Here is a 16,365-nt window from a genome sequence, read left to right as displayed (position 1 = left end):
ATGGATTCCTATGATTTCCTGGCGTGACCGTTTGACCAAGGCGCTGCCGCAAGTGGCAGTCGTGGTGCACGACCTTCTGATGGTCTGGGTGTGCTGGCAGCTGCTGCATGCGGGCCGCTACTCGATGCTGCGCGATGCGCCGGATCTGCCATTGTGGGATTGGCGCACCGCCGTGGTTCTGGTGGCGCAGGGGCTGGTGTTCTGGAAGATGGGTCTGTACCGGGGGCTATGGCGCTTCGCGTCTGTGCCTGACCTCTGGAACATCTTTAAGTCGAGCTTCCTCGGCCTAGTGGCTATCGTGCTGGCGTTGTCTTACGACCGCCTCGACGGTGTGCCGCTATCGGTCCTGGTGGTCTATCCGTTCGCGCTGTCGGCGCTGCTCGGGACCCCGCGCCTGCTGTACCGCGCCTGGAAGGATTATCAGATTGCGCACTCCGGTGACGCGGCGCAGCGCGTGCTGATCCTGGGTGCCGGCCGCGCTGCTGAAGGTCTGGTGCGCGATCTGCGCCGCTCCGGCACGTTCGTGCCGGTCGGTTTTCTGGACGATGCCAACAACCTGCATGGTGCAAAGATCCAGGGCCTCAACGTGCTCGGCAATCTGGATCAGGCCGCATCGATTGCGAAGGAGACCGCCGCGAAGCTGCTGGTGATTGCGATTCCCTCGCTCGATGCATCCGGCATGCAGCGCGTGGTGGCGATCTGCGAGAGCACCGGTCTGCCGTTCCGGATGGTGCCCAAGCTGATCAATGTGCTGGAAGGGCGCTCGCTGCCTGGCGAATTGAAAGAGGTTGCCATCGAGGATCTGCTCAATCGCAAACCGGTGACGCCGGACTGGCGATTGATCCGCGATTGGCTGACGAACAAGACCGTGATGGTGACTGGTGCCGGCGGCTCGATCGGCTCGGAAGTCTGCCGTCAGTGCGCGCGCCATGGGGCGCGTCGCATCGTCCTGCTGGAAATAGACGAGCTGGCATTGCTGACCATCGACTCGGATCTGCGCCGGCTGTTCCCGGATATCGAAGTTGTGCGGGTGCTCGGCGATTGTGGCGACCCGGCGGTGGTGGCGCATGCATTGAATACCGCCGCCCCCGATGCCGTGTTCCATGCCGCCGCGTACAAGCAGGTGCCCCTGCTGGAAGAGCAGCTGCGCGAAGCCGTACGCAACAACGTGCTGGCGACCGAGAACGTGGCGCGCGCCTGTCAGCGTGCACGCATCGAGACCTTCGTGTTTATTTCCACCGACAAGGCGGTCGAGCCGGTCAATGTGCTGGGCGCCAGCAAGCGCTACGCGGAGATGATCTGCCAGAGTCTTGACGCACGCGATGCACCGACGCGCTTCATCACCGTGCGCTTCGGCAACGTGCTGGACTCGGCTGGCAGCGTGGTGCCATTGTTCCGCGAACAGATCCGCCAGGGTGGGCCGGTCACGGTGACGCATCCGGATGTGACCCGCTATTTCATGACCATCCCCGAGGCCTGCCAGTTGGTGATCCAGGCAGCTGCCTCGGCGTCGCATGGCGCGATCTATACGTTGGACATGGGCGAGCCGGTGCCGATCCGTCTGCTTGCCGAGCAGATGATTCGTCTTGCCGGCAAGCAGCCGGGCAAGGATGTGGCGATTCTCTACACCGGTCTGCGCCCAGGTGAGAAGCTGCACGAGACGCTGTTCTATTCCGACGAAGACTATCGTCCGACTGCGCATCCCAAGATTCTGGAGGCCGGTGTGCGCGAGTTCTCGCACGAGCAGGTGCTGCAGCTGGTGACGCGTCTGCGCGAGGCAGTTAACCGATATGACATCAAGGCCATGGAGACTGTCCTGGGCAGCCTGATGCCGGATTTTGCAGCTGCTCGACGGAAAGTCGACACGCGATCTGATACGGTCGTTCCATTCCCCGCACGTGAGGTCAGAAGACTGTAATGAGTCAGCGCATTCGCAAGGCCGTATTCCCCGTCGCAGGTCTTGGGACCCGCTTTCTTCCGGCCACCAAGACGGTGCCGAAGGAAATGCTGCCAATCATCGACAAACCATTGATCCAATACGCTGTCGACGAGGCCATCCAGGCTGGCTGCGATACGCTGATCTTCGTCACCAACCGCTACAAGCACTCCATTGCCGACTACTTCGACAAGGCCTACGAACTGGAGCAGAAGCTCGAACGCGCCGGCAAGCTGGAGCAGCTGGAATTGGTGCGCCATGCGTTGCCGGAAGGCGTTCGCGCCATTTTTGTGACGCAGGCCGAGGCGCTTGGTCTGGGCCATGCCGTGCTGTGTGCCAAGGCTGTGGTCGGTGACGAGCCGTTCGCTGTGCTGCTGGCCGACGATCTGATGTGGAACCGTGGCGACGCTGCGTTGACCCAGATGGCCGATGTGGCCGAAGCATCCGGCGGCAGCGTCATTGCCGTGGAAGACGTCCCGCACGACAAGACCGCAAGCTATGGCATCGTGTCTACCGACGCATTCGACGGCCGTAAGGGCCGTATCAATGCCATCGTCGAAAAGCCCAAGCCGGAAGTGGCGCCGAGCAACCTGGCCGTGGTCGGTCGCTATGTGCTCAGCCCGAAGATTTTCGAATTGTTGGAAGCGACAGGCGCGGGTGCCGGTGGCGAAATCCAGCTGACCGATGCGATTGCCGAGCTGCTGAAAAAAGAGCAGGTCGATGCATTCCGATTCGAGGGACGCCGTTTCGATTGCGGTGCTCACATCGGTTTGATCGAAGCGACTGTCCACTTTGCGCTCGAGCACGAGAAGCATGGTGGGCCGGCGAAAGAAATTCTGCGCAATGCATTGGCCCAGGCAGACGCGCGCGGCTGATCGCGTCACCGCTGTTTCATTACGAACGACGCCATTCGGCGTCGTTCGTCGTTTGGGCATTACTGACCGTGCCGTAGACGTCGGTGGCGAGGTGGGCCTTGACCCCGCGCAACAAGCAAGCAGATGCAAGGCACCGGCATGCATGCGCCGCTAGAATCCAGGCATGAGTCAATCTGCACATTCCAGTGAACTGATCAACGTCGTGGCGCTGCTGGGCGCTGCGGTGGTTGCGATCCCGTTGTTCCGCCGGTTAGGCCTGGGCTCGGTGCTCGGCTACCTGGCCGCGGGGCTGGCGATCGGGCCATTCGGATTAGGTCTGTTCAACGATCCGCAGGCAATCCTGCACGTCGCCGAACTGGGTGTGGTGATGTTTCTTTTTGTGATCGGCCTGGAGATGCGGCCGTCGCATCTGTGGAGCCTGCGCAAGGAAATCTTTGGCCTGGGCACCGTGCAGATCTGCGTGTGCGCACTGGTACTGACCGGTATCGGCAGGTTGCTGGGCTTTTCGCCGCCGGTGGCGTTCGTGGCCGCGTCCGGGTTCGTGCTGACTTCGACGGCAGTGGTGATGCAGTTGCTTGCCGAGCGCGGCGATGTGGCCTTGCCCTCGGGGCAGAAGATCGTGGCAATCCTGTTGTTTGAGGATCTGCTGATCGTCCCGTTGCTGGCGATCGTGGCCTGGATGGGTTCCAGTGGCGACCCGCAAGCCGCATCGCAGCGTTGGCATGACGTCGGTATCGGTCTGGCCTGCATCGTCGGCTTGTTGGTGGCCGGGCGCTGGCTGCTCAATCCGCTGTTCCGGATCCTGGCTGCGTCCAAGGCGCGCGAGGTGATGACGGCCGCGGCGCTGCTGGTGGTGTTAGGCGCAGCCCTGTTGATGCAGGTCGGTGGGCTGTCGATGGCGATGGGGGCATTCCTGGCCGGGGTGCTGCTATCGGAATCCACCTTTCGCCATCAGATCGAGGCGGATATCGAGCCGTTCCGCGGCATTTTGCTGGGCTTGTTCTTTCTCGGCGTGGGCATGAGCCTTGACCTGCGTGTGGTCGCGGCCGATTGGCAACTCATTCTCGTCGGCGTGTTGGCGCTGATGGTGGGTAAGGCGGTATGCATCTATGCGGTGGCGCGGGTGATGCGCAGCGATCATCGCCAGGCCCTGGACCGTGGGGTGTTGATGGCGCAGGGCGGTGAGTTCGCTTTTGTGTTGTTTGCCGCGGCCTCGGCATCGGGTGTGATCGATGCGCAGGTCAATGCCACCCTCACCGCCATCGTGGTGCTGTCGATGGCACTGACGCCTTTATTCGTGCTGGTACAGCGGCGCTTGACGCCTGCGGCGGCGGTGTCGCTGGAGGGAGTGGAAGCGGTCAACGGGCAGACCGGCAGCGTGCTGGTCATCGGCTTCGGGCGATTTGGCCAGGTGGCGAGCCAATCGCTGCTGGCGCGCGACGTGGACGTGACCATCATCGATAACGATATCGAGATGATCCAGAGCGCGGAAGAGTTCGGTTTCAAGATCTATTACGGCGACGGGACCCGGCTGGACGTGTTGCATGCCTCCGGTGCGCATACTGCGCAGGCGATCGCGGTGTGCATCGACAATCGCGAAGCGGCCAACCGCATCGTCGAGTTGGCCACGCGCGAGTTTCCGCACGCGCGCCTGTTGGTGCGCTCGTTTGATCGTGAGCATTCGCTACAGTTGATCGCAGCCGGTGTGGATTACCAGATCCGCGAAACCTTCGAGTCAGCGGTGACCTTTGGCCAGATGGCGTTGGTCGAGCTGGGCGTGGATGAGGATGAGGCCAGCATGATTGCGCGCGAGATCCGCCGCCGCGATGCGGAGCGGCTGGAGCTGGAAATCGCTGCAGGGAATGTGCGCGCCGGAGCAGGGTTGATGTTCGGCAACATCACGCCGACGGTGCCCAAGCCCACGCCGTTGACACCGCCGCGCCGGGAGAGCCGGTCGCTCAACCGCGACGCATTACCGCAGGCTGGTGAAGAAACTGCGGCAGAGACCAAGAGCGGCTGACAACACCTCGCAATCGTCAGGTGGGTGGGGGCTGCACAGGAGCGGAGTACGGGTCATACATGCCACGCCCGGTCTTTCGACAGCGCAGCTGTTTGGTGTCCCTGTGCGTCAGCGGGGTGGCCAGGTCGCGTCTCCAAGCCCGCGGCGTCCTCATCGCTTGCGGGACACGCTGTGAGTCCATCCATGGACGCTCCGTGGCGCATCCATGCCGCCACAGGGTCCCGCAAGCGGCGAGGACAGCGTGCCAGGACGTTGGTCGGTGACCACGTAACAGCCACGTAAGCAGCTGGCCGTCTTCCACCTCATGTTGCGATGAAGCGTCAGCAGTCAGACGATGTACTCATGCTTTGTCTGCAACGGTGCACACCAATCATCTCGATTGGCTCTTGCCCGCCTACCGGCGTGGGACCTCATGCGGCATGGATGCCGCAGAAGAGCCTCCACGGATGGATTCACGGCGTGTCCCGCGGCGGCAGGTGGGCAGGGGCCCGGCAGGCAGCCCGCAGATCATGTGCTCTGCACTAGGTGGACCCATTGCGCCCGACGCTCCCGAGCAACCGAAGTCTCCAGCTCCTGAGCTGATCGACAAGATATCGCTAGCAATAAGCAGTCGCGTGAGGCCGTGCACTCAACACCACTGTGGCCCCGAGCCACCGCAGCGAAACGCATCGAAGAGCGGTGCCGCCGCCTAATGACACGCAGTCTCAAGACAGGCGCAGCGGACGCACAGCAATCACGCCAGCCACGCGTCCTGATCAACGATCAGCCGTGTCTGCGCTGGGCCGCCGCGAATGCCTCGAGTTGTTCGGGCGTGGCGTCTTTCTGATGCTGCTGCTTCCACTGGGCGAACGGCATGCCGTAGACCGCCTCCCGTGCCTGTTCCTTGCTCATCGGCTGGCCTTGCGCCTCGGCCGCCTCGCGGTACCAGTCGCCCAGGCAATTGCGGCAGAAGCCGGCCAGGATCATCAGATCGATGTTCTGCACATCGGTGCGCTGCTGGTTGAGATGCTGCAGCAGACGGCGGAATGCGGCCGCTTCGATGGCGGTGGTGGTCGAATCGGTGGGCGAGATCGTGTCGGTCATGACGGAATCGGGGACAATAGACGGCCTTCGACTCTACACCTGACGCCCCATGACCGCTTCCGCGCCAGCTGCCTCCGCTCCGGCCCGCCTTCTCGATGGTCGCCGCATTGCCGAGGACCTGCTCGACGGGCTGAAGATGCGTGTGGATGCGCGCGTGGCAGCGGGCAAGGCGCGGCCCGGGTTGGCGGTGGTGCTGGTGGGTGGCGATCCGGCATCGTCGGTGTATGTGCGCAACAAGCGGCGCGCGGCGGAAAAAGTGGGCATCGAAGCGTTCGATTACGACCTGCCGCACGGCACCAGCGAAGCCGAGCTGGCGGCGTTGATCGATGAACTCAACACCGATCCCAAGATCCACGGCATCCTGATCCAGCTGCCGCTGCCGGGAATTCCCGATGCCAACCGGCTGATCCAGCGCATCGATCCGCGCAAGGATGTGGATGGCTTCCATCCGCAGAACGTGGGCCATCTGGCGTTGCGCGAATTCGGGCTGCGCCCGTGCACGCCGCGCGGCATCGTGACCTTGCTCGGTCACACCGATCAACCGGTGCGCGGGCGCAACGCGACGATTGTAGGCGTGAGCAATCACGTCGGCCGGCCGATGGGCCTGGAACTGTTGATCGCCGGTTGCACGGTGACCAGCTGCCACAAGTTCACCCCGGCCGATGTGCTGGAGGCGAGCGTACGCAACGCCGACATTCTGGTGGTGGCGGTGGGTCGCCCGGGGCTGATCCCCGGCGAGTGGGTCAAGCCGGGTGCGGTGGTCATCGATGTCGGCATCAACCGGCTTGAGGACGGTCGCCTGGTGGGCGATGTCGGCTTCGATGCGGCGGTGAAGCGCGCGGCCTGGATCACGCCGGTGCCGGGCGGGGTGGGGCCGATGACGGTGGCCACGCTGATGCAGAACACCCTGGAAGCGGCCGACGCTGCCGGTTGAGCAACGGCGTAAAACGCAGCATTGCGGCTGCGTGGTGTCTTCGTGAAGGCTTTCAGGGTAAAATGCCGCGCTTCCCCAAACTCGGGTCCGCCGATGCTCCGCATCCAGGCTGAAGCTCTCACCTACGACGACGTCTCGCTCGTCCCCGCTCATTCGATCGTCCTGCCCAAGGATGTCAGCCTGGAAACCCGGCTGACCCGCGATCTGCGTCTGAAGTTGCCGATCCTGTCGGCCGCGATGGACACGGTGACCGAACACCGCCTGGCCGTGGCCATGGCACAGCTGGGCGGCATCGGCATCATCCACAAGAACCTGACCCCGGCGCAGCAGGCGGCCGAAGTGGCCAAGGTCAAGAAGTTCGAGTCCGGCGTGATCACCGAGCCGTTTACGGTGAGCCCGGATACCACCATCGGCGAAGTGATCGCCCTGACACGCGCGCGCAACATCTCCGGCGTGCCGGTGGTGGATGGCAGCGAACTGGTCGGTATCGTCACCAGCCGCGATATGCGCTTCGAGAAGAAGCTCGACGATCCGGTCCGCCACATCATGACCAAGAAGGATCGCCTGATCACCGTGCGCGAAGGCGCCAGCGATGAGGAAGTGCTCGAGCTGCTGCATCGCAACCGCATCGAAAAGATCCTGGTGGTCAACGACAGCTTCGAGCTGCGCGGCCTGATCACGGTCAAGGACATCCAGAAGAAGACCGACAACCCCAACGCGGCCAAGGATGCGTCCACGCGTTTGTTGGTTGGTGCAGCGGTCGGTGTTGGTGGCGATACCGAACAGCGCATCGAACTGCTCGCTGCGGCCGGTGTGGACGTGGTCATCGTCGATACCGCGCACGGCCACTCGCAGGGCGTGATCGATCGTGTGGCCTGGGTAAAGAAGACCTATCCCCATCTACAGGTGATCGGCGGCAACATCGTCACCGGCGATGCAGCGCTGGCGTTGATGGATGCCGGCGCCGACGCGGTCAAGGTCGGCGTGGGTCCGGGTTCGATCTGCACCACGCGCGTGGTGGCAGGCGTGGGCGTGCCGCAGATCACCGCGGTGGACATGGTGGCCGAAGCGTTGCAGGACCGCATTCCGTTGATCGCTGACGGCGGCATCCGCTACTCCGGCGATATCGGCAAGGCGCTGGTGGCTGGCGCCTCGACGGTGATGGTCGGTGGCCTGCTGGCAGGTACCGAAGAAGCGCCGGGCGAAGTCGAGCTGTTCCAGGGCCGCAGCTACAAGAGCTACCGCGGCATGGGCAGCCTGGGTGCGATGGAGAAGGGGTCCAAGGACCGCTATTTCCAGGACGCCTCCGACGCCGACAAGCTGGTTCCCGAGGGCATCGAAGGGCGCGTACCGTATCGCGGCCCGGTCGGCGGCATCATCCATCAGCTGATCGGTGGCCTGCGCGCGACCATGGGCTATGTTGGCTGCGCCACCATCGAAGACATGCGCACCAAGCCGAAGTTCGTCAAGATCACCGGCGCCGGCCAGCGCGAGAGCCACGTCCACGACGTGCAGATCACCAAAGAGCCGCCGAACTATCGCGCTGGATGATCGGGAGTGGGGAATCGCGAATCGGGAATCGTAAGAGCCCGCCGCTTCCTCGTCCGATAGCGGCTAGCGCCGCATTTGCTGTTGCGATTCCCCAATCCCGATTCTCGATTCCCGGCTCTCAATGACCAGCATCCATAACGACAAGATCCTCATCCTCGATTTCGGCGCGCAGTACACGCAGTTGATCGCGCGGCGTATTCGCGAAATCGGCGTGTACTGCGAGATCTGGGCCTGGGATCATGATCCGTCCGAGATTGCCGGCTTCGGTGCCAAGGGCATCATCCTGTCTGGTGGGCCGGAATCGACCACCTTGCCGGGTGCGCCGGTCGCGCCGCAGGAAGTGTTCGACAGCGGCTTGCCGGTGTTTGGTATGTGCTACGGCATGCAGACCCTGGCAGCGCAGCTGGGCGGCGCCACCGAAGCAGCCGATCAGCGTGAGTTTGGCCATGCCGAAGTGGATGTTGTGGCGGCCGATGCGTTGTTCTCCGGCCTGACCGATCACGCCGGCGCGTCGCGTTTGAACGTGTGGATGAGCCACGGCGACCATGTGTCGCAAGTGCCGCCTGGCTTCACGATTACCGCCGTGACTGACCGCATTCCGGTGGCGGCGATGTCCAACGAGGACAAGCGCTGGTACGGCGTGCAGTTCCACCCGGAAGTGACGCACACGCTGCAGGGTCAGACCTTGCTGCGCCGCTTCGTGGTCGATGTCTGCGGTTGCCAGACCCTGTGGACGGCGGCCAACATCATCGACGACCAGATCGCCCGCGTACGCGCGCAGGTCGGCGATGACGAAGTGATTCTCGGTTTGTCCGGTGGTGTGGATTCGTCGGTGGTCGCGGCGTTGCTGCACAGGGCGATCGGCGACAAGCTGAACTGCGTGTTCGTCGATACCGGCCTGCTGCGCTGGCAGGAAGGCGACCAGGTGATGGCGATGTTTGCCGAGCACATGGGCGTCAAGGTGATTCGCGTCAATGCTGCCGACCGCTATTTCGCCAAGCTTGAAGGCGTGAGCGACCCGGAAGCCAAGCGCAAGATCATCGGCAATCTGTTCGTAGACATTTTCGACGAAGAGTCCGGCAAGCTGGCCAATGCCAAGTGGCTGGCGCAGGGCACGATTTATCCGGACGTGATCGAGTCGGCCGGCAGCAAGACCGGCAAGGCGCATGTGATCAAGAGCCACCACAACGTCGGTGGCCTGCCTGAGCACATGAAGCTGGGCCTGGTGGAGCCGCTGCGCGAACTGTTCAAGGACGAGGTGCGTCGCCTCGGCGTCGAACTAGGCCTGCCGCGCACGATGGTGTATCGCCATCCGTTCCCCGGCCCGGGCCTGGGCGTACGCATCCTGGGCGAAGTGAAGCGCGAATACGCCGAACTGCTGGCCAAGGCCGATGCGATCTTCATCGACGAGCTGCGCAAGGCCGACCTGTACGACACCACCAGCCAGGCATTTGCAGTGTTCCTGCCGGTGAAGTCGGTTGGCGTGGTCGGCGATGCACGTGCCTACGAATGGGTCATCGCCCTGCGCGCGGTGGAGACCATCGACTTCATGACCGCGCATTGGGCGCACCTGCCGTACGACTTCCTCGGCACGGTTAGCAATCGCATCATCAACGAACTGCGCGGTGTTTCACGCGTGGTCTACGACATCTCCGGCAAGCCACCGGCGACGATCGAGTGGGAGTGAGTCGATTCTGATCGAGAGATCTAACGACAGGGCGCCGCGCGGCGCCCTTTTCATGTCGGGCAATTCCATCTTTGGCAATCAGGCCGCAAGATGCCGCGGTAAATAAACAAGCCGCGCACTGCGCGGCTTGTTTGCAGGCGCTGCGTTGACGCTTGCGTCAACGCACCTTGGACAAAGCCACGCGGGCATCGGCCATGAACTTCTGGGCTTCCTGGGGTGTTGCAAGATTGGCGCCGAGTTGACTAAGCACTTGCTCAATATCGCTGGACGCTTCCCAGGCTTCATCGCAGAGCATGCCGGCAATGGGGCCGAGATAGTTCAGCGCAACCTTTTCCAGTGCATCGCGTACGCGCTCGTCCGGCGCGCCGGCACTGGCATTGCCGGACGTCGCGGCTGCTGGTGCGGCCATTGCCACCGGACTTGCGGCGACCGGTGCCGGTGCCACGGCGGCGCGCGCCGGGGCAGGGGCACCGCCCAGATCCTGTTCGAAGCCGCCCATCAACCACTGGCGCGAGTCGTCGCTCAGCAACGACGGCTTGCCCATGCCGGCCCCCGGATCGACCTGGAAGCGGGCCTTTGCGGCGCCGACCATGGTGAGACGTTGCACCGCCTCATCATTACGCAGCATGCGAAAGACCACTTCTTCGATCTGTCCGGCGTTGAGCCGGACGATGCAGGAATGGTTTTCTTCGGTGACGACAAACAGAAAGCCGGACGCCTTCTTCAATGCCAACGCCCTGAGCTCGCGCAGGACATCGATCAGCGGACGGAATTCATTGGACATGGCGTCTTCCTAGCATCGTCTGATACGAAATCGGGTCGGTCGGCTCAGCGCTTGCTGAGGCGCTCCATGGCCAACCGAACACTGTTGGACAGGCGGGAAATGGCGCGCGCCAGGGTACCAATTTCATCCTTGAGGTTGACCTCTTCGATGGTGTGGTTCCACTTGCCCAGGCTCAGTTCTTCAGCCACGGTGGTCAAATGCTGGATGGGGCGCAACACGCGGCTCCAGATCAGGGCCCACTGCAGGCCGAGGAGCAGGGCGCACACCAACAGGCCGATACCGGCGATCCACAACGACTGGCGCACGATCAGACCATTGACGTCGCTCTTGGGATACGCAGACACCAGAGTGAAACCCCAGTCCGGCACTTCCTGCTTGGTGACGACCCAGTCGTCCGGGCTGTCCTTGACGATGCGCTCGATGGTGGCGGTGTCGGTGGTGGCGCCGGTGGTGGACTGGAAGCGCAGCTTGTTCTTGCTGTCGAACACGGCGATGAAGCCGGAATCGAGCACGCGACGGCTGCTGACCACGTTTTCCAGGGCCTGGGTGTCGGCCTTGTAGCCGACGTACCAGGCGCCAATGACGCGCTTGTCGCTGCCGGCAAAGATCGGCTCGTAGCCGGTGACGTACGGGTTGCCGAGGATGTCGACCACGCCATAGAAGCTTTCACCGTTGCGCAGCTTGGCGGCAGCCTGGCCGTTGGGATCGAGCACGGTGCCGATGGCGCGGCTGCCGTCTTCCTTCTTGACGTTGGTGGAGATACGCACGAAGTCGTCGCCGGTGCGCGAGAACAGCGTGGCGGTGCCTTCGTGGATGGCGGTGACGTCGTCCAGCATGGTGAAGGCGTTGGCCTGCGGGCGCTGGCCCAGCAGCAGGTCGTTGGCGTTGCGATCGGCGACGCGCGTTTCGCTACCGATGCTGGGCGCGCCCTGTGCGTTTGCTTCTTTGCGCAGCTGGCGCATCGAAGAATTGACGCGGTCCAGCATCATGGTGCGGGTGACCGCGAACAAGGTCTGCAAGGACACCGACTGGCGCTCGATGGCGTCGCCGGCTTCGAACTTGACCCGGTTCGCTTCGGTAATGGCCAGAATGACTGTCAGTGCCACCACCACGACCAGCACCAAGGCCAGCACCGGCAACAGCAGGCGCACCCGCAAAGAGTGACGAAGCATCGCAATTCCCCTGAACGCGTTTAAATGATTGAATCGAGTGCCGCCGCAGCGCAGTGCGGCGGTCGGACGTAGCCGTTATCGGCTGCCATGCGAGATGCTGAAGCGGCCCCCATGCCGCTTGGCGGTGCATAAGATAGCTCAAGCCGATCGATTTGACAGCGCGCCTCGATCGCTTGTGCGCCTTGCGTTCAAGAATGGTGGATCGGCTTACAAAAGTTGGCGCGGGTGGGACGTTGGCGCGCGACCCATGGGCAATCGAAGCAGCTCGGTGCTGTCGCTGTCATGCAGTAGCAGCGACAGGATGACGCGTTGTGAGAAGAGCCGCCGCCCGGCCTTGCCCCTTGGCTGCAGGCTGCTCAGGTTTCCAGCGACAGTATCCCGCGGCGCAAGGCCACCGTGACCGCGTGGGTACGATCACGCACGCCGAGCTTTGCCAGGATGTTCTTCATATGCGCCTTGACCGTTTCTTCGGAGATGCTCAGGGCATTGCCGATCTGCTTGTTGGAACATCCGGTAGCGACCAGGCTCAGTACCTCGGTCTCGCGGGCAGACAGCGCGTCGTCGAGCACGTGGGCGGCGATGTTTTCGGCCACCGACGCCGGAACATGCCGTCGCTGGCCACGCCGCACATCACGGATGGTGTCGACCAGCTCACGGCGCAGCGCGCTCTTGAGCAGGTAGCCGCAGGCGCCGGCCTGCAGCGCGCGCACCGCCCGCACATCGCCGGTGTAGGTAGTCAACACGATGACCTTGGCGGCGGGATCGACGCGGCGGATGCGCTGGATGGCTTCGACACCATCCACGCGTGGCATCTGCAGATCCATCAGCACCACGTCCGGGCGCAGACTGGCGTAGCAGGCCACCGCCTGTTCACCGTCTTCGGCATCGCCGACCACACGCATGTCGTGTTCGGCGGCGAGCATGGCGCTGAGGCCGTCGCGCAGCAGCGGATGATCGTCTACCACCAGCACATCAGTCGGTTTGACCATCTCAGCCATTGGGGCTCTCCGTAGATCGTGCAGGTCGAAAAAATGGCCACCACCAGCGCGATGGCGTTGCATAGGCGATGCGGGCGGGAAGCATGATCTGGATCTCGGTACCGCTGCCCGGGCGCGACCATAACTGCATCTTGGCGCCGATGCGTTTGGCGCGTTCCTGCATGCCGGTCAGTCCCCAATGCCCGGTGCGCGCGTGGCCGTGCAGCACGTCCGGATCCAGGCCGCAGCCATCGTCGCGGATGCGCAGGACGAAGTCACGTGAACCGTAACGCAGTTCCAGCGCGATGCGCGTGGCATCGGCATGGCGATCGGCATTGGCCAATGCTTCGCGGCCAAGCTGAAACAGTTCGTCGGCCACCATCGGGCGCAGCGCCACCGGGCGGCCCTCCACCGACACCTGCAGCTCGGCCGACGGTGGCGGCATGGTGGCCTCACGCGAACGCTGCAGCGCGGCCGCCAGATCCTGGCGCAGCGAGTAGCTGTCGCGTAGCCCATTGACGCGGTCGCGGCCTTCGACCAGCGCATTTTCGGCCAGGTCGACCGCCTGTTCGAGCTCCAGCCGGCGCGGGTCGTTATGCGGCAACGAGCGGCTGGCAGCATGCAGCCGCAGGATCAATCCCTGGGTACCTTGCAACAAGGTGTCGTGGAGCTCGCGTGCAATGCGTTCGCGTTCGCGGTAGCGCTCCTCCAGCCGTGCACGCACGCGTCCGGCAACGTGCCGGGTGCGCATGCGCCAGATGATCGCAAGTGTCAGCAGCAGCGCGAGCACGACACACGCCTTGAACTGCCAGGTCTGCACGAAGGCCGGTTCGATGACGAAGTCCAGCGTGTCGCCGCGTTCGTTCCAGACGCCATCGTTGTTGGCAGCGGCAATCCGGAAGCGGTAACGGCCGGGAGAGAGGTTGGTATAGAACGCCTCGTTACGATTGCCGGCGTCCTGCCATTGCGCGTCCACCCCTTCCAGCCGGTAACGGAAGCGCACGCGTTCGGGGCGGGTCAGGCTCACCGCGTCGTAGCCGATGCGCAGGCGATGGGTCCATTTGGGCAGGTGCAGCCCAGTCGTGCGCGGGTAGGGACGGTCGTTGGCAACCACTTCGGTGATGAAGACATCCGGCGCGGTGGGGTTGCGGTAGGTCTGCTCGGGATCCAGCCAGGCCAGGCCCTGGTTGGTGGTGAACCACAACAGGCCGTCGTCGGCGGCGATGGCCGTGGGTACCGGCGTAGCCTGCTGGGCGACACCGGGCAACCCGTCCATGACGTCGTACAGGCGCAGTGCCGGGCTGATCACGCCCGATTGCACGCTGCCCAGCAGCGCACGTTGGGCGATCTGCACAACGCCGCGGTTGCCGTTCAACCACAACGCGCCGTGCTGGTCCTGCACGATGCCGGTGATGCCTTGCAAAAGCGGGTTGGTCTGATCGGCTACCTGCCGGAACCTGCCATCGGCACCCAGCGCCGCAAGCCCGGCTTCGCCGGCGACGAGCGTAAGCGACGGGCTTTGCCAGATGGCGGTGATCGGCCCCACCGACAGGCCATCGTCGGCGCTGTAATGCGTCAACTGCCGGCCCTGCAACAGGCGGACGTCGCCTTTGACGGTGCCGATCCAGACGCCGCCATGCCGCGTATTGGTGAGCACCGTGCACGGGGTGTCCTGCAGATCGGCCAGCGGGTGCCAGGCGCTGCCGTCGAAGGCGGAGGGGCCGCCGGCATCCGGGCAGACCCAGGGATGGTTGCGGCTGTCCACGACGAAGGCGCGGATGGCGCCGGTCGACAGGCCAAACGGCAGCGCCACTGCCTGCGCGCGGCCGGCCTGCAGGCGCAGCAGGTCGTGCTCGCCAAGCACCCAACCATTGGCGGTCGATGGCACATCCAGGATGCGGGCCGGCGCGCCATGCTGCAGACGTTCGACGAGGTCGCGACTCAACGCCAGTAGCCGGCCATCGCGCAGGCTGGCCAGGAGCGGGCGCGCAGCGGGACCCGGGGACGGGTTGAACGTCGCTACGGCCATGGCCTGACCCGGCAGCAAGGGCGCCAATGGGAGCAAGGCGCGATGCCGGAACCGGTTGAGGCCCAGGTTAGTGCCGGCCCAGAGATTGCCTTCGCGGTCCTCGACCAAGGGGCCGGCGGTGGCCGAGGTCAGGCCCTGCACCGGTCCAAAACGCTCCAACACCGGCATGGGCGATGTAGGCAAGGCGATACGAAACAGGCCATGCGCTGCGTAGTCGCTGCCCCACAGCGCGCCATCGCGCATGAAGCGGATGCGCCGTGCGTACAAACCGGGAAATTGCGGCCGGGCACGTGCCGCCGCGGGCAGTACAGTGCCATGCACATCGGTCAACGCAAACACGCCGCGGTGCGGGTCTGCAACCCAGATCACCCCGTCCGGGCTTTCCGCCATGGTGACGTAGAGACCCACCTGCTGGCCGCTCGGTACAAAGCGTTTGGCGCCGGACCGCAACGACAGGATCTGGGCTCCATCGCTAACCCAGAGCGTGCCGCGTACATCGCGCAGCAGCCAGTGTGCACGCTCGGCCGGATACCCCCAGTCGGCACCGGCGCGTTGCCAGCGCTGCCCATCGAACCAGCACAGGCCTCCATCGATGGCGGCCCACCAGCGCCCACTGCCATCGTGCTCGATGCGGAACACCATGCCGTCGGGCACATCCTTGCGTGGTCTGAAGTGGGTGAGGTGGCCATCTGCGAGGCGATCAATGCCGGCGTTGAAGTAGCCGATCCAGGCGGTGTCGTCCGGTGCCAGGGCAAGCGCGGTCATGTTGTGCGATGCATAGGCCTCGCCATCGGGTGGCGCCTGCCGCGCGAAGCGGTCGCCATCGAACTGAAACAGGCCAAAACCGGTCGCCAGCCACAACGGGCCGGCGTCGGCTTGCTGGATATCCCAGATATCGGCCGGCGCGCCGCGCTCGGTACTCCAGGCAGTGTGGTGGAATTGCAGCAGTCCGGCACGCGTCGCGGCGATGCCTTCGGCGCGCGCGGGCGAGCATGGCCACCAGCAACTGCACATCACAGCGACCACCGCCACGCACAGGTGCCACAGCAGGTGTAATCGGAAGGCGGGCGCATGCGGCATCGCAGCATTGTCCGACGAGATCGAGGGAAGCACCACCACCTCTTTCGGGGGAGGGACCGCCGACTGGAAATCGGATAGGCGCGGGGTCGATGCGTTACGGCAGGGGCAAGTCGCCGCAACGCAGTGTGCGTCAAGTGGCCTCCGTGAAGTTGCTTGATGCAGTGATGAACTCGTGGCTGCGAACTCGGGGATCGCGTGACGGTGCATGCGTGGTTGGCCCCGCATGATCGGTGCTGA

The 16,365-nt window shown here is 64.1% G+C and carries 11 protein-coding genes; 6 read left to right on the top strand and 5 right to left on the bottom strand.

All coding sequences use genetic code 11. The features are described 5' to 3' along the window. Positions 1–10 precede the first annotated feature (10 nt). From BJD12_RS02495 to BJD12_RS02485, 3 genes are all read left to right on the top strand, one after another. Complete coding sequence (locus BJD12_RS02495) at positions 11–1,918, top strand: polysaccharide biosynthesis protein (protein ID WP_005992296.1); 1,908 nt, start codon at positions 11–13, stop codon at positions 1,916–1,918. Next, on the top strand, positions 1,918–2,811 hold the full coding sequence (galU, locus tag BJD12_RS02490) for a UTP--glucose-1-phosphate uridylyltransferase GalU (protein ID WP_005992297.1): 894 nt from the start codon (positions 1,918–1,920) through the stop codon (positions 2,809–2,811). The genes BJD12_RS02495 and galU overlap by 1 nt, the downstream gene beginning before the upstream one ends. Before the next feature lie 163 nt (positions 2,812–2,974). After that, positions 2,975–4,831, top strand: a complete 1,857-nt coding sequence (locus BJD12_RS02485) for a monovalent cation:proton antiporter-2 (CPA2) family protein (RefSeq protein ID WP_005992299.1) — start codon at positions 2,975–2,977, stop codon at positions 4,829–4,831. 762 nt (positions 4,832–5,593) lie between these two features. Here the strand turns inward: BJD12_RS02485 and BJD12_RS02480 are convergent. Further along, positions 5,594–5,914 carry a DUF1244 domain-containing protein gene (locus tag BJD12_RS02480; protein ID WP_005992301.1) on the bottom strand — a complete coding sequence of 107 codons (321 nt, stop codon included), beginning with the start codon at positions 5,912–5,914 and terminating at the stop codon, positions 5,594–5,596. Positions 5,915–5,963: 49 nt separating this feature from the next. Here BJD12_RS02480 and folD point away from each other — a divergent pair, with 49 nt between their 5' ends. The 3 genes from folD (at position 5,964) to guaA (ending at position 10,086) form a co-directional block, all read left to right on the top strand. Further along, on the top strand, positions 5,964–6,848 hold the full coding sequence (folD, locus tag BJD12_RS02475; protein ID WP_005992303.1) for a bifunctional methylenetetrahydrofolate dehydrogenase/methenyltetrahydrofolate cyclohydrolase FolD: 885 nt from the start codon (positions 5,964–5,966) through the stop codon (positions 6,846–6,848). Between the two features lie 93 nt (positions 6,849–6,941). Further along, the gene (gene guaB, locus BJD12_RS02470; RefSeq protein WP_005992305.1) at positions 6,942–8,399 is read left to right on the top strand and encodes an IMP dehydrogenase; all 1,458 of its coding nucleotides are present in this window, start codon (positions 6,942–6,944) and stop codon (positions 8,397–8,399) included. A gap of 121 nt (positions 8,400–8,520) precedes the next feature. Then, entirely contained in the window at positions 8,521–10,086 is a 1,566-nt protein-coding gene (guaA, locus tag BJD12_RS02465) for a glutamine-hydrolyzing GMP synthase (RefSeq protein WP_005992306.1), read from the top strand. 157 nt (positions 10,087–10,243) lie between these two features. Here the strand turns inward: guaA and BJD12_RS02460 are convergent, their stop codons facing one another. The 4 genes from BJD12_RS02460 to BJD12_RS02445 all read right to left on the bottom strand — a co-directional run bounded on the left by BJD12_RS02460 (position 10,244) and on the right by BJD12_RS02445 (position 16,128). Next, entirely contained in the window at positions 10,244–10,870 is a 627-nt protein-coding gene (locus BJD12_RS02460) for a DUF8082 domain-containing protein (protein WP_005992308.1), read from the bottom strand. Between the two features lie 44 nt (positions 10,871–10,914). Continuing rightward, positions 10,915–12,042, bottom strand: a complete 1,128-nt coding sequence (locus BJD12_RS02455; RefSeq protein ID WP_042827980.1) for a Cache 3/Cache 2 fusion domain-containing protein — start codon at positions 12,040–12,042, stop codon at positions 10,915–10,917. 356 nt (positions 12,043–12,398) lie between these two features. Then, the gene (locus BJD12_RS02450) at positions 12,399–13,040 is read right to left on the bottom strand and encodes a response regulator (protein WP_005992312.1); all 642 of its coding nucleotides are present in this window, start codon (positions 13,038–13,040) and stop codon (positions 12,399–12,401) included. Continuing rightward, positions 13,033–16,128 carry a sensor histidine kinase gene (locus BJD12_RS02445; RefSeq protein ID WP_080553076.1) on the bottom strand — a complete coding sequence of 1,032 codons (3,096 nt, stop codon included), beginning with the start codon at positions 16,126–16,128 and terminating at the stop codon, positions 13,033–13,035. Before BJD12_RS02445 ends, BJD12_RS02450 begins: the two co-directional genes overlap by 8 nt. Positions 16,129–16,365 lie beyond the last annotated feature (237 nt).

It is taken from the genome of Xanthomonas vesicatoria ATCC 35937 (assembly GCF_001908725.1).
GTDB classification, from domain to species: domain Bacteria; phylum Pseudomonadota; class Gammaproteobacteria; order Xanthomonadales; family Xanthomonadaceae; genus Xanthomonas; species Xanthomonas vesicatoria.
The sequence above is the reverse complement of the archived record's forward strand: the minus strand, read 5'-3'. Positions and strand labels throughout refer to the sequence as shown.

Excerpts from the sequence above, each read along its gene's own strand:
- galU (WP_005992297.1), top strand. The coding sequence starts at position 1,918 with ATGAGTCAGCGCATTCGCAAGGCCGTATTCCCCGTCGCAGGTCTTGGG.
- BJD12_RS02460 (WP_005992308.1), bottom strand. The coding sequence starts at position 10,870 with ATGTCCAATGAATTCCGTCCGCTGATCGATGTCCTGCGCGAGCTCAGG.
- BJD12_RS02455 (WP_042827980.1), bottom strand. The coding sequence starts at position 12,042 with ATGCTTCGTCACTCTTTGCGGGTGCGCCTGCTGTTGCCGGTGCTGGCC.
- BJD12_RS02450 (WP_005992312.1), bottom strand. The coding sequence starts at position 13,040 with ATGGCTGAGATGGTCAAACCGACTGATGTGCTGGTGGTAGACGATCAT.
- BJD12_RS02485 (WP_005992299.1), top strand. The coding sequence starts at position 2,975 with ATGAGTCAATCTGCACATTCCAGTGAACTGATCAACGTCGTGGCGCTG.
- guaB (WP_005992305.1), top strand. The coding sequence starts at position 6,942 with ATGCTCCGCATCCAGGCTGAAGCTCTCACCTACGACGACGTCTCGCTC.
- BJD12_RS02495 (WP_005992296.1), top strand. The coding sequence starts at position 11 with ATGATTTCCTGGCGTGACCGTTTGACCAAGGCGCTGCCGCAAGTGGCA.
- BJD12_RS02445 (WP_080553076.1), bottom strand. The coding sequence starts at position 16,128 with ATGCCGCATGCGCCCGCCTTCCGATTACACCTGCTGTGGCACCTGTGC.
- BJD12_RS02480 (WP_005992301.1), bottom strand. The coding sequence starts at position 5,914 with ATGACCGACACGATCTCGCCCACCGATTCGACCACCACCGCCATCGAA.
- guaA (WP_005992306.1), top strand. The coding sequence starts at position 8,521 with ATGACCAGCATCCATAACGACAAGATCCTCATCCTCGATTTCGGCGCG.
- folD (WP_005992303.1), top strand. The coding sequence starts at position 5,964 with ATGACCGCTTCCGCGCCAGCTGCCTCCGCTCCGGCCCGCCTTCTCGAT.